This is a genomic window from Nocardiopsis sp. B62 (assembly GCF_018070675.1).
Lineage (GTDB): Bacteria > Actinomycetota > Actinomycetes > Streptosporangiales > Streptosporangiaceae > Nocardiopsis > Nocardiopsis prasina.
In genome coordinates, this window is sequence record NZ_JAGPXK010000001.1 from 58,227 (window position 1) to 72,655 (window position 14,429).

At 72.7% G+C, this 14,429-nt stretch carries 13 protein-coding genes; 9 read left to right on the forward strand and 4 right to left on the reverse strand.

What is annotated here, in order from left to right; genetic code table 11:
- Positions 1–41 precede the first annotated feature (41 nt).
- A complete protein-coding gene (locus tag KBX21_RS00285; RefSeq protein WP_210840613.1) occupies positions 42–1,013 on the forward strand; it encodes a YafY family protein in 972 nt (323 codons plus the stop codon).
- Between the two features lie 18 nt (positions 1,014–1,031).
- Here KBX21_RS00285 and KBX21_RS00290 read toward each other — a convergent pair whose 3' ends face one another.
- Complete coding sequence (locus KBX21_RS00290) at positions 1,032–3,338, reverse strand: penicillin acylase family protein (protein WP_210840614.1); 2,307 nt, start codon at positions 3,336–3,338, stop codon at positions 1,032–1,034.
- A gap of 268 nt (positions 3,339–3,606) precedes the next feature.
- Here KBX21_RS00290 and KBX21_RS00295 point away from each other — a divergent pair, with 268 nt between their 5' ends.
- Positions 3,607–4,353: a thioesterase II family protein gene (locus tag KBX21_RS00295; protein ID WP_049574173.1), complete on the forward strand. Its 747-nt coding sequence runs from the start codon at positions 3,607–3,609 to the stop codon at positions 4,351–4,353.
- A gap of 67 nt (positions 4,354–4,420) precedes the next feature.
- On the opposite strand, the gene KBX21_RS00300 is transcribed toward KBX21_RS00295, so the two are convergent.
- A complete protein-coding gene (locus tag KBX21_RS00300) occupies positions 4,421–6,250 on the reverse strand; it encodes a glycoside hydrolase family 13 protein (RefSeq protein WP_049574176.1) in 1,830 nt (609 codons plus the stop codon).
- Between the two features lie 215 nt (positions 6,251–6,465).
- On the opposite strand from KBX21_RS00300, the gene KBX21_RS00305 reads away from it, so the two are divergent.
- Positions 6,466–6,987, forward strand: coding sequence for a GNAT family N-acetyltransferase (locus KBX21_RS00305; RefSeq protein WP_049574180.1), 522 nt, complete (start codon positions 6,466–6,468; stop codon positions 6,985–6,987).
- Positions 6,988–7,085: 98 nt separating this feature from the next.
- Here KBX21_RS00305 and KBX21_RS00310 read toward each other — a convergent pair whose 3' ends face one another.
- Complete coding sequence (locus KBX21_RS00310) at positions 7,086–7,964, reverse strand: aldo/keto reductase (protein ID WP_049574182.1); 879 nt, start codon at positions 7,962–7,964, stop codon at positions 7,086–7,088.
- Between the two features lie 195 nt (positions 7,965–8,159).
- On the opposite strand from KBX21_RS00310, the gene KBX21_RS00315 reads away from it, so the two are divergent.
- The gene (locus tag KBX21_RS00315; protein ID WP_247665019.1) at positions 8,160–8,465 is read left to right on the forward strand and encodes a hypothetical protein; all 306 of its coding nucleotides are present in this window, start codon (positions 8,160–8,162) and stop codon (positions 8,463–8,465) included.
- Positions 8,466–8,491: 26 nt separating this feature from the next.
- Here the strand turns inward: KBX21_RS00315 and KBX21_RS00320 are convergent, their stop codons facing one another.
- Positions 8,492–8,647 carry a hypothetical protein gene (locus KBX21_RS00320; RefSeq protein ID WP_210840615.1) on the reverse strand — a complete coding sequence of 52 codons (156 nt, stop codon included), beginning with the start codon at positions 8,645–8,647 and terminating at the stop codon, positions 8,492–8,494.
- A 25-nt stretch (positions 8,648–8,672) separates the two neighbouring features.
- On the opposite strand from KBX21_RS00320, the gene KBX21_RS00325 reads away from it, so the two are divergent.
- The 5 genes from KBX21_RS00325 (at position 8,673) to KBX21_RS00345 (ending at position 14,420) form a co-directional block, all read left to right on the forward strand.
- Positions 8,673–9,221, forward strand: coding sequence for a CGNR zinc finger domain-containing protein (locus tag KBX21_RS00325; protein ID WP_210840616.1), 549 nt, complete (start codon positions 8,673–8,675; stop codon positions 9,219–9,221).
- 83 nt (positions 9,222–9,304) lie between these two features.
- The gene (locus KBX21_RS00330; protein WP_210840617.1) at positions 9,305–11,188 is read left to right on the forward strand and encodes a helix-turn-helix domain-containing protein; all 1,884 of its coding nucleotides are present in this window, start codon (positions 9,305–9,307) and stop codon (positions 11,186–11,188) included.
- A 129-nt stretch (positions 11,189–11,317) separates the two neighbouring features.
- Positions 11,318–12,586 (forward strand): hydroxymethylglutaryl-CoA reductase, degradative, encoded by a 1,269-nt coding sequence (locus KBX21_RS00335; protein ID WP_210840618.1) that lies wholly within the window; start codon positions 11,318–11,320, stop codon positions 12,584–12,586.
- On the forward strand, positions 12,586–13,035 hold the full coding sequence (locus KBX21_RS00340) for a hypothetical protein (RefSeq protein ID WP_210840619.1): 450 nt from the start codon (positions 12,586–12,588) through the stop codon (positions 13,033–13,035). Before KBX21_RS00335 ends, KBX21_RS00340 begins: the two co-directional genes overlap by 1 nt.
- A complete protein-coding gene (locus KBX21_RS00345; protein ID WP_049574200.1) occupies positions 13,032–14,420 on the forward strand; it encodes a tripartite tricarboxylate transporter permease in 1,389 nt (462 codons plus the stop codon). Before KBX21_RS00340 ends, KBX21_RS00345 begins: the two co-directional genes overlap by 4 nt.
- The last annotated feature ends 9 nt before the right edge of the window (positions 14,421–14,429 follow it).

Below are 14,429 nucleotides of genomic sequence, written 5' to 3' on the forward strand. Positions count from 1 at the left end.
ATTCCGGCCACAACTCGGCGGCGATCGGGAAGAATGCGAGCATGGCCGACACCAGTCAGCGCATGCTGCGCCTGCTCTCCCTGCTCCAGGACGGACGCGCCTGGTCCGGCACCACCCTGACCGAGGCTCTGGGCACCAGTCCCCGGTCCATGCGGCGCGACATCGACCGCCTCCGCGAGCTCGGATACCCGGTGGAGAGCCTGCGCGGCCCCGGCGGCCACTACCGGCTGGTGGCGGGCAACGCCGTGCCGCCGCTGATGTTCGAGGACGACGAGGTGGTCACCGTGGCGCTGGGGCTGCGGATGGTAGCGGGCGGACTCAGCGGTGTCCAGGACACGGAGGAGGGCGCCGAGCGCGCCCTGGGCAAGATCGAACGGGTGCTCCCGTCCCGGTTGTCCCGGAGGGCCAGCTCCCTGGCGTCCGCGGTGGACCCCGGCCGCAGTGTCTGGCCCGGGGCGCCGGTCGACGTGCTCACCGGCCTGGGCGAGGCGGTCGCCGCCGGGCACCGGATCCGGATGACCCACCGGGGCCGCGACGGTCGGGAACTCCGCCGCCACGTGGACCCCTACCGGCTGCTCCTGTTGGGGAGGCGCTGGTACCTGTTCGCCTGGGACCGGGACCGCGAGGACTGGCGGTCCTTCCGGCTGGACCGGATCAGCGGCCTCACCCCGACCCGCGCCGCGTTCCCCCCGAGGGAACTCCCGGCCGAGGATCTGGCCGCGTACCTGGAGGAGGGGTTCGGCGCGGGCCGCGCCCGGCACACCGTCACGGTGGTCTTCCACGCTCCCGCGGCGCAGGTGGCCGCCCGGCTCACCCGGGTGGACGGCTCCCTGGAGGCCGTCGGTCCCGACCGCTGCCGGTACGTGGCCCGGGTGGACTCCTACGAGTGGATCGCCCTCCTGTTGGCCCTGACCGGACTGGACTTCACCGTGGAGGGGCCGGAGGAGTTCCGGACCCACACCGCCGAACTCTCCGCCCGGCTCGAACGTGCGGTCACACCCCGAACTCCGTGACGCGACCCGGCCGGGAGGTCACGGAGTGGCCGGGACCAGGTGGAGGGTGGAGGCGCGGTGGCGGTCCACGGCCTCGCGGGAGTAGGGCAGGGGGAAGTGGCGACCCCGCGCCCACAGGTCGGTGAGGTCGTCACGGTGGGGGTCACGGGGGTCCCCGGACTGGCCGGGCGCGTTGACCGCCACGGACTCGTCCCAGGAACCGACGTCCACCACGATCCGGAAGGAGGCGCCGTGGTACTGGCGGCCCGAGGAGTCCGAGGCGGTGAGGTCGACGGTGTCCGCGCTGCCGGGCCGGGCCACCCGCCGCCCCTGAGCCCACAGCGGAGGGTCGGGGAGGGCGGCCAGAGGGTGGTCCAGTCGGGCGAAGTGGTGTTCTCCCCAGTGCCAGGCGGGGCCGGGCGGACCCAGACGCTCGGCCAGGTCCCGGTGGGCCTCCCCGAGTGAGCGCGCCACCAGCGCGAGCCCCCGTTCGCTGAGGACCGCCTCCGCCAGCAGGCGCAGGCACACGCGCGGGTCGGCCGCCCGGTCCGGATCCGGGGTGAGCGCCGCGACCGCCGCCTCGACGCGGTCGGGGCCGACCAGCCCCAGCAGGCGCTCGTGCAGCAGGGCGGGGCGAAGCCGGTGCGCGAACCAGTGCTCGAAGAGGGTCGGCTGGGCCAGGTCGACCGCCATCGTCCCGTCCCAACCCCCGTCGCCCAGCAGCTCCAGCGCTTGGGCGGTCCCGGGGAAGGTGTCGGGAAGTCCGTCCAGCATGGTCAGGGCGGCGCGCGCGACCGGGCTCACGTGGTCGCCCTGGAGGCGACACGCGTCCTCGACGGTCCAGTCGGCGCGCGCCGACAGCTCCTCGGCGATGCGTTCGTAGCGCAGCGGAGCCGCCCAGTCCCGGGTCACGGTGAACGACTCCCACCCGGGCGCCCGGTGGGTGTTGTACTCGTTAGCGGAGGCGAACCACCCCTGTTCCGGCCGGTGCACGGCGGGCAGGTCCCCACCGGAGTGGAAGCCCGCCCACTCGTGGCTCCCGTCGCCGGGCACGGGAAGTGAGCCGTCCCAGTTCGGGCGCACGGGCACCCGGCCCGCCGCGATCCAGCCGAACCCCTCCGCGTCGGCGTACACCTGGTTCTCACCCGGGGCGCCCCACACCCGCAGGGCGTCGCGGAAGTCGCGGCCGTTGCGGGCCCGCATGTATTGCACACTGCCCAGGTAGGGGGCCATCCCCGGCCCCAGCCAGGCCGCGCGCACCGCGAAGGCGGCGTTGCGCTCGGGGTCGGAGCGCACGAGCGGACCGTGCACGGTGAACTCCAGCCGCACCTCGCGGTCGGGCCCGCCGCGCACCGGCACGCGTTCGGTGACCCTCTCCAGGGCCCGCCAGCCGTCGCGGTGGCGGTACCGTCCGGGGTCGTCGGGGTGGAGCTCGTAGACGTACAGGTCCTCTTGGTCGATCGGGAAGATGGTGAGCCCGAAGGCGACGTGCCCGTTGTGCCCGATCGACACCCCGGGCAGCGCGGGCTCGCCCGCGCCGATCACGTCGAACTCCGGGCAGCTCAGGTGGGTGAGGTAGCGCAACGCCGGATCGCCGACCGCCCGGTGCGGGTCGTTGGCCAGGATCGGGCGGCCGGTGGCGGTGCGCTGGGCGCCGATCACCCAGTTGTTGCTGCCGTCGGGTTCGTGCGGGGCGCGCGGCGGCGCCGCGCCGGACAGGTCCAGGGGCGCGCAGGCCAGCCGGTACACGTCCAGGACCTCGGGGTGCAGGACGTCCAGGTCCAGGCCCTCGGGGACGCGGAGCGGACCACTGGGTTCACGGACCGCGCGCAGGTCCTCGGCCTCGGGGCCGAGGTCGCGCAGGGTGAGGGCGCGGGCCAGCTCCTTCTCCACGTTGGCGTAGAGGCCATGGGAGCGGATGCGGGCCAGGTCCTCGGGGGCCCAGCGGCAGGGAGCGAACCCGAGCTCGGCGAACTCCGGTCCGAGCAGCCCGGGCTCGCGTTCGGTGAGGTCGACGTAGGCGTTGATCCCCGTGGTGAAGAGCTCGGCGATCCGGCGCACGCCCTCGCCGTACGCGGACCACTCGGCCTCCATGTCGCCCCGGTAGAGGAAGAGGCGGGCCGCGCGGTCGCGTTCCAGGTACCGCTCGCCCAGGACCTCGGAGAGCAGGCCGAGGCCGCGGCGCCGCCACAGGTCGAGCTGGAACAGCCGGTCCCGCGCCGCGGTGAAGCCCTGGGCGACGAACGCGTCGTCGGCTCCGTGCGCGCGCACGTGCGGAACGCCCCAGTGGTCGTACACCACCTCGACCGGCGAGGTGAGCCCGGCGACGACGTGGGTGTGTTCCATGGGGACCTCTCAGGACGGAGCGCGGGCCGGGCGACGGTAACAGGGGTGGCTAGCACGCTTCGTACCCTTCGAGCTCCTTTGTCACCGTGCGGAGCGGGAAGGACTTTGGTGGCGGCGACGGGAGTGGGGCTACACGGGGGAGGGGAACGAGGGGCGAGTGTGGTCGCGCTCACGCGGGGGAGTGGCCCGGGTTCTCCGGGTTACCCGAAGCCGATTACCGACTGGTAGGTTCGCGTTGTTACCCATCGGTAGAAAGGAGTGGAGAGCCGTGCACGAGGGCGCACTGAACCGGCTCAGACCCGTCCCCCACAGCCGGTTCCGGCTCTTCGTCCTCCACCACGCGGGCGGCTCCCACCTGGGATACCGGGGCTGGGTCCGCCATTTCCCCGAAGACTGGGAGATCTGCCTGCTGGACGCGCCCGGACGCGCCCGCAGCGCCCACGAGCCACCCCTGCGCAACGCCGAGGCCCTGGCCGAGCGCATGCACGAGGTGGTCCGCCCCGAACTCGACCGGCCCTTCGGCCTCTTCGGGCACAGCATGGGCGCGCTGGTCGCCTACGAACTCGCCCTTCGCCTGACCGACGCGGGTACGCCGCCGCTCTGGCTCGGCGCCTCCGCCTGGAGCCCCGCGCCCGGTCCCGAACGCGCCGCGCCCCGCCACCTGGTCTCCGCGGACCGTCTGCGCGAGACCATCGCCCGCATGGGTGGCACCCCCCGACGCGCTCTGGACGACCCCGACCTGTGGTCCTTCGTGGAGCCGCTGGTCCGCGCCGACCTGGAACTGGTCGACACCTGGAGTCCGACCCCCAGGGAGCGGCCGCTGAGGGTCCCGCTGTCGGTCTTCGGCGGCGCGCAGGACCGGGGCATGACCCCCGAACGTCTCGCCGGCTGGTCCGAGCACGTCGAGGGCGGCTTCGCCCACCACACCCTGCCCGGAGACCACTTCTACTTCAGCGGCCGCACAGCCGAGGTGGTCAACCGGATCACCCAGGACGTGGAACCCCTCCTGGACTGATCCGCCGACGCCCCGCCCCGGCGGCGCGGCTGCGGGGCGGGCGGCTCCTCGACCGCCCCGACCGTGTTCAGCCCACGGACCGCGTTCCGACCGCGAAGAGGTAGCCGGGTCCCTCGGCGGACAGCACCACCGTGTCGCCCAGCCGCGCCCGCACCGAGCCGTCGCTCTCCACGACCTCCAGCCCCGCCGCGTCCAGATCGCCCAGCGCGGCCGTGCGCTCCTCGTGCGGGCCGTCGGTCAGGTGCACCAGCACCACCTGCTCGCCCAGTGTCCGCAGGAACGTCATGTGGTGCTCGCCCGCGTCCAGCCAGCGCAGCCCGCCGCCCTGGAGCGCGGGCAGGTCCCGGTGCAGCGCGAGCAGGCGACGGTGGGAGTCCAGCACCCTCCGGTCCCAGTCCTGGGGACGGTGCCAGGGCATGGTGCGCCGCCCGTTCTCCCCGTCGCGCCCCTCCAGCCCGATCTCGTCCCCCGCGAACACGAAGGGAACACCCGGCAGCGCGGCCTGCGCCGCCACTCCCACCGCCTGGCGGAGGGGATCGCCCACCACGGTGCGAAACCGCGCGGAGTCGTGGGTGCTCAGGGCGTTGACGCTGTGCACGCGCACCCGCCAGGGCAGCCCCGCGTTGGTGGCCCGCATCGCCCGCACGGCCTCGACGGCCCCGCTCCTCGGGAGCGGCGCCGACGTGTGCGTGGCCGCGTACCGGACCCCTTCCGGGCCGGTGTTCAGCCAGGCCCACACCGGCCGCGTGAACCCGGCGTAGTTCATCACCCCGTGCCAGCCGTCGTGGCGGGTGTCGGGGCCGGCGTCGTAGAAGTGCTCGGCCAGCAGCCATGCCTGGGGCGCGGCCTCGCGCACCCGCGCGGCGATCTCGCCGGACACCTCGTGGTTGACGTCCTGGGCCCCCAGGCGGCCGGTCATGTTGGCCACGTCGATCCGCCAGCCGTCCAGGCCCTCGTCACCGCCCAGCCGGTCCACCAGAACGGAGTCGTCGGCCCCGTAGACGCGCTCGCGCAGGGCGGCCGAGGAGTAGTCGAGCTTGGGCAGCGTACGCACGCCGAGCCAGCTCACGTAGGAGTCGGGGTGCTCGTCGAAGTAGTAGTACCCTGCCTCCTCCGAGTCCGGGTCGGCGCTGGCCGCCAGGAACCACTCGTGCTCGTCTCCGGTGTGGTTGGTGGTGAGGTCGCCCATCACCCGCATGCCGCGCGCGTGCGCCTCGCGGGTCAGCGCGCGCAGGGCCCCGTCACCGCCGAGCAGCGGGTCCACCTCGTCGAAGCTGGAGGCGTCGTAGCGGTGCGTGGACCGGGCCGGGAAGAAGGGGGTCAGGTACACGACCCGGGCGCCGAGGTCGGCTAGGTGGTCCAGATGGCGGCGCACCCCCTCCAGGGTGCCTCCGTAGTACTCGCCGGGGGCCGCCGGGCCGGAGCCGGAGGGTTCGTCGTCCCAGGCCCGGGGCGTCGCCCACTCGGGGTGTTCTGTCGGGGCGTCCACGGAGTCGTCGTCGCGGGCGAAGCGGTCCGGAAAGATCTGGTAGACGGTGGTCCCCGGGACCCAGGAGGGCGGGTTGGGCGCGTTCACCAGCCGGAAGTCGGCGTCGTCGGTGACCTCGTGATCGTGGGCGCCCGCCTGGTTGAGCCAGGTGTAGCGGCGCTCGCGCACGATCGCGAATCGGTAGGGGGTCACCACGGGCTGGAGGGGGATCTCGACGACGAACCAGCTCACCCCGTTCGCATTGCTCTCCAGCGACCCCTCCACCAGGCCCGCCTCACCGTCCTCCACCACGTACGCGTACACGGAGTCCGCGCCGCCGGGGACCCGCACCCGAAGCCGTGCCCGGTCCCCGTCGAGGATCACGTGGCCGGGGGAGCCGTCGTGGTGGGGGTCGTGGCTGAAGAGCATGTGGGACTCCAGGTACCGAGGGAAAGTGCAAGTCACATCATGGCAAGAAAACGTCGTCGATGCGAAAGTTCTTACGCAGTTCTCTTGCAGAATCCGAGATTCGCACGGGCCCCGGACCGCTCCCTCGCTCCGATGACCGGGGAGGAGTCGCAACGGGCCCAGTCTCTTCGGCCGCCCCCCTGTCCCGCCGGATTCTTCCGGGTTACCGTTGGTATATGAGCCTTGAGCTGCCAACCGAAAGACTCCTGATCAGGGAGTGGGAGCTGGGCGATGCCGACGCGGCCCTCCAGATCTACGGGGCCGAGGAGGTCGCGCACTGGCTGACACCGGAGTGGCACCCGGTGACCGACATCAGCGCGATGCGCTCAGTGCTCCACGCGTGGATCGAGGCGGGACCGAACCTCATCCCACCCGCCGGGCGCTGGGCGATCATCAACCAGAAGGACGGACAACTGGTGGGAGGGCTGTCCCTTAAGCTGCTCCCGCCCTTCGAGGAGGACTTCGAGCTCTCCTGGGTGCTGCGTCCGGACGTGTGGGGGCAGGGCTACGCCACCGAGGCGAGCCGGGCCATCATCGACTGGGCCTTCCGCCAGGGGATCGAGGAGGTGTTCGCGGTCGCGCGCCCCCGCAACGAGCGAGCGCTCGCGGTGGCTCGCAGACTCGGGATGGAATGGGTCGGCGAGACCGAGAAGTACTACGACATGCGTCTCCAGGTGTTCCGCATGCGTCCTGGCTGACCCGGGACGAAGGCCGCCGCGGCGACGGGCGGTCCCACGGGCGCGGCCCGACGGAGGAACGCTCCGCCGGGCCGCGCCCGTGTCCGGGGGAGCGCGGGTCAGGACAGGAGCTGGCTGATCCGCTCGACCTCCTCCTCGGACAGGCGGACGGCGGCCGCGGCCGTGTTCTCCTCCAGGTGGGACACGCGCGAGGTCCCCGGGATCGGCAGCATCACGGGGGAGCGGTGCAGCAGCCAGGACAGAGCCAGCTGGACCGGGCTCACGCCGTGCTGGGCCGCGATCCCGGCCAGCGGGGAGTCGGCCGCCGCCATCTCGCCGCGGCCGACCGGGGCCCACGGCAGGAAGGCGATCCCGTCCTTCTCGCACTGCTCCAGGACGTCCTCGGACTGACGGAAGGACGGCGCGTACTGGTTCTGCACCGAGGCGATCGGGGTGATCGCGCGAGCCGCCGACAGCTCGTCCACGCCCACCTCGCTCAGTCCGATGTGCCGGATCTTGCCCTCGCTCCGGAGTTCGGTGAGCACACCGAGCTGGTCGGCCAGCGGCACGTCCGGGTCGATCCGGTGCAGCTGCATGAGGTCGATGCGCTCCACACCGAGGTTGCGCAGGCTCAGCTCCACCTGCTGCCTGAGGTACTCCGGGCGTCCCAGCCGGTGCCACTGCGCGGGGCCGGTGCGCACGAAACCGGCCTTGGTACCGATGACCAGGTCGTCCGCGTACGGGTAGAGCGCCTCACGGATCAGCTGTTCGCTGATCTGCGGGCCGTAGGAGTCGGCGGTGTCGATGAAGTTCACCCCGAGTTCGGCGGTCCGGCGCAGGACGGCCAGGGCCTCGTCGCGGTCGCGGGGCGGCCCCCACACCCCCTCGCCGACGATCCGCATGGCCCCGAACCCCAGACGGTGGACCGGCAGGTCCCCTCCGAGGAGGAGGGTGCCCGCCTGCTCTGCGACGTGGGGAGTGGTGTGTGCGTCGGTCACTGTCTTCCTTCCGCTGCGGCACGACGGCCGGGTTCGTGCCATGGTGCCAGGTCGGCGCGGGTGCGGCCGGTGTCCGCCGCCCCGTGTCGCCCTCGGCCGGGGACCGCAGGATTCCAGGTGGCGCCGGGGCGCGCAAGCAACCCGGGACCCGGCCGGGGCGATCCGGTCGGGGCGCGACTACCGGAAGGCGCCGAGGTGGTCGCCGCGCACGTGGAGGTGGGGGACTGGGTGGTCTTCGCCTTCGGCGACACCGCCAGCGAGGTCTTCGACGACGCCCCCGACGCCACGGAACCCGAGCCCGAGATCCTCACGGGCCTGGTGCGCCGGGGGCAGGAGGAGGGGGTGTTCGACCCGGACGCCGATCCCGCATGGGCGGTGCAGGTCCTGTGGGCGCTGGTCTTCACCGGGCTGGAGCGGGCCTCACGGGGACAGATGCCCCGGCACGCGGTGGCCCCGGCGGTCGTGCGCACCCTGGAGCGGGGGATCGGCGTCCGGAGGTGATCGGGGGGAGACAGCTTGGTGGAAGGTCAGTCGTGCCCCGGCCGGGTGGACGTGTGCGTCTGGAGGATCGGCGCGGCCAGGGCCACGCGGTGCTCCCCGCAGCGGCAGCGCAGGTAGATGACCACGCCCTCACTGGTGGGATGGGTGGAGTCGGTGGTCCAGCGGTGTTCGTGCTCGGTCATGGCCTCAGTCTGATGTAATGGCATTATGCATCTCAACCCTTACGGTCAGGGTCCCCTCTCCCTGGCGGTGGACCTGGCCAACCGGCCGTGCTCCGAGACCGCCGACCTGGAGCGCCGCTGCGCGGAGGTGGGCTTCCTCCTGGAACGTGCGGTGGGGGAGGGCGACCTCGCCCGGGTCCACGACTTCCTGACCGGGTGGGCCGCCGTCGTCGACAGCGCGGACCCGCCCACCCGAGCCGAACGCCTCAACGCCCTGCTCATCGAGTACTCCGGTCCGCCGAGGCTGACCGACCACGCGGGCACCGGCTGGCACCTGCACTACCGCCCCGACGACCTGCCCGCCCATCGGCAGATCGCCTCGCTGATCGCCGTGGGCACCGCCCTGCACCTGACCGGCCGTGGCATGCACCGCCTGGGCCGCTGCGCCGCCCGCGGTTGCGCACTCGTCTACGCCGACTTCTCCCGCAACGGCCGCCAGCGGTACTGCTCGCCCGCCTGCGGTAACCGCGACGCCGTCCGCCGCCACCGCGCCCGCGCCGCCGACGAACCGGAAGGTGCCGACGCCGCGCTCTGATCCGACCGCGCGCGGACGGGCCGCACGCGCCGAACCGCAGGGCGGACGCACCGCCCCACCAGCGAGGATGTGAGACTGGTGCGATGCAAGAAGGTCTCCCGCGTTTCGACGCGAGCAGCCAGCGCGCGCTCGCGGAGCTGCTGGTCCGGTTGGAGGAGGGCGAACACCCGTCCACGGACGACGTCACCGCTCTCCTCGGCCCCGTGGACGACGCTCTGGTGGAGCGCGTCAGGAGCCTGTCCGCACGCCTGTCCCGACTCCGACGCCGCGAGGGAGAACTCTCGGCGCTGATCGCCAGCACACGCGACCTCGTCGAGGTCCGTGACGTGGAACCACTGCTCAGGCGGCTGGTCGACCGCGCCCACGACCTCGTCGGAACGGACGTCACCTACCTGTCCGTCCACGACAGGGACACCGACGAACTCTTCGTGCGGGCCAGCCGGGGCACGGTCTCCCCGCGCTTCCCGGGACTGCGCGTCCCCGCCGGGGCCGGGATCGCGAGCCGTGTGGTGCGCACCAACACCCCCCAGTGGACCTCCGACTACGGCGTGCGGGACGACTTCGACCGAGACCCCGGGATCGACGCCGCCATCGCCGAGGAACAGCTGCGCTCCCTCGTCGGTGTGCCGATGTCCGCCAACGGGGAGATCCTGGGTGTCCTCTTCGCCGCCGACCGCGCATCGCGCCCCTTCGCCCGGGAGGAGATCGCCCTGCTCTCGGCCTTCGCCGACCAGGCGGCGGTCATCCTGCACACGGCCCGCCTGTTCGCCGCCGCTACGGAGGCGGCGGAGCGGGCCGAGCGCCACGCGGAGGCCATGGCGGCCGCCGCGCGGGTGCACGAACGGCTGACCGCCCTGGTCCTGTCCGGGCACGGCCCCCGCGAGGTGGCCCTGACCCTCGCGGAGTCCCTGGGGCGCACCGTCGCCATCGCCGACCGCGACCACCAAGCGGTCACCCGCACCTCCGAGGAGGCCGCCGGGTGGTGGCCGGACGGGCGACTGGCCCCCGCCGCCACGAGGGCACTCGCTCGCAGCCGCGAGTCCGGCCACTGCGTTCCGGTGGAGGGGCCGGGCCCCGAGGTGGTGGCAGCGGTCTCCGCGGGGGCCGAGCTGCTGGGCATGCTGCTGGTGGGGGAGGGCGACGGCGTCCTCAGTGACGTCGAGCGCCGCACCGTCGAACGATCGGGGCAGATCCTGGCCCTGCTGACCATGCAGAGCGAGGCCGTCGCCCACGCCGAGGAACGGGTGCGCGGTGAGCTCGCCCTCGACCTGTTCTCCGGCACGGCGGACACCGACACCCTCCGCCGCCGGGCCTCGGCGCGCGGCATCGTCCTCGACCAGCCCTGGACCGTGGTCGTCGTCCCCGTCCCCGACCGCCACCGGCACGCCCTGCACCGGGCCCTGGCCGTTCATCAGGGGTGGATGGCCGCACCGCAGGGGGAGGGGGTGAGCGTCCTCGTCCCCGGAAGGAACCCCACCGCCGCCGCCGAACAGGTGGCCCAGAGGGTCGGAACGGCCACGGACGCACCGGTCCTGGCGGTGGGCTCGGCGGTCGGCACCCTCCCCGACCTGCCCGCCGTCCTCACGGAGGCCTGGGAGTGCGCCGCGTTCCTGCCCGCCCTGGGCGTGCGCCGGGGAGCCTTCGAGGTGGACGACTACGCCCCCTACCTGGCGATGTTCGGCACCGACGGGGGCCGCGCGCTGACCTTCGTCGAACGGGTGATCGGCCCCGTCCTCGCCTGGGACGAGCGGCACCACTCCGACCTGACCGGGACCATCACCGCGCTCGCCGCGAACGGCGGGAGCGTGACCCGCGCCGCGCGCGCCCTGTACGTCCACCCCAACACCGTCAAACAGCGTCTGGAGAGGATCACCTCGTTGCTGGGCGAGGACTGGCGGTCCGCCGACTCCATGTTCCGGGTGACCGTGGCCACCCGCCTCCACCTGCTCGGACGGGGCGGGAAGTGACAGGTTAACCGTGGGTTTCCTGTCCGTTTCGGACATGTCCCGGGGGTGAACGGCACTGCTTGGATGGACCAATCCGCAGTGACGTACCCCACATTGGGGGCGCCCCTTCCCTCAGGAGTGAATCCACACGTGGTGCAAACCAGCAGGTTGTCCGGTTTCCGTTCCCTCAGCGTCCAGGAGCGGCGCGCGAGCCTGGCCTCCGTCAGCGGCCTGGACGCGACCGTGTTCGACGCCCTCGACCAGCACGGCTTGAGCGTGGCGGCGGCCGACCACATGATCGAGAACGCCGTCGGCGTGATGGGCGTCCCGGTCGGCGTCGCCACCAACTTCACGGTCAACGGACGCGACGTCCTCGTTCCGATGGCCACCGAGGAGCCCTCGGTGGTGGCCGCCGCCAGCAACGCCGCCCGCATCGCCCGGGTCCGGGGCGGGTTCAGCACGAGCTCGACCGGCCCGGTGATGCAGGCGCAGATCCAGGTCGTGGACGTGGCCGACCCCGAGGCCGCCCGCCTGCGCGTCCTGGAGGCCCGCGCCGAACTCGTGGCACTGGCCAACGAACAGGACCCCCGACTCGTCGAGGTCGGCGGTGGCGTGCGTGACCTCACCGTGCGCACGGTCAGGGCGTTCGAGGAGACCTACGTCGTGGCCCACCTGGTGGTCGACGTGCGCGACGCCATGGGGGCCAACGCGGTCAACACCATGGCCGAGGCGGTGGCGCCCCGCCTGGCCGAGGCCGCCGGGGGCCGTCCGGTCCTGCGTATCCTCACCAACAAGGCTGACCTGCGGCTCACCCGCGCGCGGGCCGTCCTGGACACCGAGGCCCTCGGGGGCGAGGCCATCGCCACCGACATGATCCATGGTTACCGCCTGGCCGCCGCCGACCCCTACCGCGCCGCCACCCACAACAAGGGCATCATGAACGGTGTCTCCGCCGTCGTGCTGGCCACCGGCAACGACACCCGAGCGGTCGAGGCCGGGGCCCACTCCCACGCCGTCGACGCCGAGGGTCGCTACACCTCGCTGTCCACCTTCGAGCGCGACGCCGACGGCAACGTCGTGGCCACGCTCGAACTGCCCACCCCCGTGGGCCTGGTCGGCGGCGCGACCCGCACCCACCCGGCCGCCCAGGCCGCCGTCGCCCTCACCGGGGTCGCCGACGCCACGGAGCTCGGTGAGCTCATCACCGCCGTGGGGCTGGCCCAGAACATCGCCGCGGTGCGCGCCCTCGCGGGCGAGGGCATCCAGCGCGGCCACATGTCGCTGCACGCCAGGAACATCGCGGTCGCCGCCGGAGCGAGCGGCGACGAGGTGGACCGCGTCGTGGCCGTCCTCGTCCAGGAGAAGGCCATCCGGCAGGACCGGGCCGAGGCGGTCCTCGGCCAGCTGAGGGGACGATGATGACCGAACCCACGACGGAGCAGGAGGAGGACGGCGGCCGCCTCCTGGAGATCTGGGGCGACACCGTCGACTCCCGCCACACGATCTGGGCGATCGCCCTGGGCATCGGTCTGACCGTGCCCCTGTACCTGGGGGCCGAACTGCTGTTCTCCCGCCTGGTCGACGACCAGACCGTCGCCGGGACCTACGCCCTCCTGGTCGGACTCGTCGGCTGTCTGCTGGCCGGGTTCGGCGGGGCGCTGCTGTTCCCGCCCAAGCGCGTGGTCACCGAACACGCACCCACCGAGCAGAGCAGGCGGGCCGCCATGGACGCCGTCGAGGCCGACTACGGCCCGCTCGGCGACCCCACCGAACTGTCCGAACCCGTGCAGAGGGAACTGCGTGCGCTCGGACTCTTCGACGACCTGCTGGCGCAGCACCGCCGCCGCGGCGAGGAGCAGAACCCGTGAGTCCCGAACTGCTGACCGACGCCTCATGGGCCCTGGGCATGGGCCTGATCGGCGCCGTGGTCTTCGCCTTCATCGGCCTGGCCTCCTACACCGACGAGACGGCCACGATCGCGCCGCTGACCCTGCTGGTGGTGCTGCTCGGAGTTCCGCCCGCCGGAGTGTTCACCTTCTTCATGGCGGGGATCGTCGCCAAGCACATCACCCACGCCATCCCCACGGCCCTGTTGGGCATCCCCGGCGACACCCTCGCCGTGCCCATGCTCAGGGACGCCCAGCTGCTCCGTGAGCTCGGGGTGCCGCACATCGCGCTGCGCAAGGCGATCTCGGGCGGCGTGATCGCCGCCTTCCTGTCGGTGCCCCTGGCCGTGCTGTTCGCGTGGGCGCTGAGCCCCTTCGCCGACGCCATCGGCGAGGCGGCGCCGTGGATCTTCGTGGTCGCGGCCGTGCTCATCGCCTACACGTCCAAGGGGAGGCTGGCGGCGGTACTCGCCCTGGTGCCGTTCGTCCTGCTCGTCGTGGGCATGCAGGCCTTCGTGTCCCAGACGACCGGGGGGACGCTGACCATCAGCTTCTTCCTGGGCATCGCCACCGGGCCGCTGATCGCTGACCTGTTCCTGTCGCTGGCGCCCTCGGGCCGGGCCACGCTGCGGCGCCGCGCCCGTCGCCGCTTCGACCTGGCCCCCGACACCCGGACCTGGTCCGGGCGCCTGCCCAACCCGCTCAAGGTGCTGGACCGCAAGCAGGTCGCGTACACGAGCGCCGCCGCCGGAGTCTCCAGCGCGACGTTCGTGTTCTCCCCGGTGGCCATGACGGTGCTCATGGGCGAGATCGTCGGTGCCCGGATCAAGAACGGGTACCACCGGCTCACGACGGTGATGTCGGTGCGCAACGGCACCACCGAGTCCACCTACATCGCCGAGACGCTGATCCCGCTGATCGCGCTGGGGCTGCCGCTCTCGCCGATGGCCGCCGGACCGGCCGCGCCGCTGTTCAACGCGCCGCCGGTGCACACGGTCAACACCGAGACCGGCGAGACGCACAACCTGCACGACCTGATGTCCAGCGGCGAGTTCCTGGTCTACGGACTGCTGGGCGTGATCATCGCCTCCGTCATCGCCTACCCGTTCGCGATGACCTACGCGCACCGGGCGGCGTCGTTCGTCATGCGCCGGATCTCGCACGAGGCGATCATCGGCGCCTTCGCCGGGCTGATCCTGGTGATCTGCCTGTACGAGGGCGGTCTGCTCGCGGTGGGCGTGACCCTCACCGTGGGCCTGGTCGGCGGACTCTTCGGCAAGATGTTCAACATGCACAGCGGTGTGCAGTTCATGGGCTTCTACGTGGCGGTCCTGACCGTCCCCCAGCTGCTCGCGCTGGCGGCCTGAACCCACAGG

Excerpts from the sequence above, each read along its gene's own strand:
- KBX21_RS00320 (WP_210840615.1), bottom strand. The coding sequence starts at position 8,647 with ATGACCGAGCACGAACACCGCTGGACCACCGACTCCACCCATCCCACC.
- KBX21_RS00325 (WP_210840616.1), top strand. The coding sequence starts at position 8,673 with ATGCATCTCAACCCTTACGGTCAGGGTCCCCTCTCCCTGGCGGTGGAC.
- KBX21_RS00290 (WP_210840614.1), bottom strand. The coding sequence starts at position 3,338 with ATGGAACACACCCACGTCGTCGCCGGGCTCACCTCGCCGGTCGAGGTG.
- KBX21_RS00330 (WP_210840617.1), top strand. The coding sequence starts at position 9,305 with ATGCAAGAAGGTCTCCCGCGTTTCGACGCGAGCAGCCAGCGCGCGCTC.
- KBX21_RS00285 (WP_210840613.1), top strand. The coding sequence starts at position 42 with ATGGCCGACACCAGTCAGCGCATGCTGCGCCTGCTCTCCCTGCTCCAG.
- KBX21_RS00300 (WP_049574176.1), bottom strand. The coding sequence starts at position 6,250 with ATGCTCTTCAGCCACGACCCCCACCACGACGGCTCCCCCGGCCACGTG.
- KBX21_RS00305 (WP_049574180.1), top strand. The coding sequence starts at position 6,466 with ATGAGCCTTGAGCTGCCAACCGAAAGACTCCTGATCAGGGAGTGGGAG.
- KBX21_RS00340 (WP_210840619.1), top strand. The coding sequence starts at position 12,586 with ATGACCGAACCCACGACGGAGCAGGAGGAGGACGGCGGCCGCCTCCTG.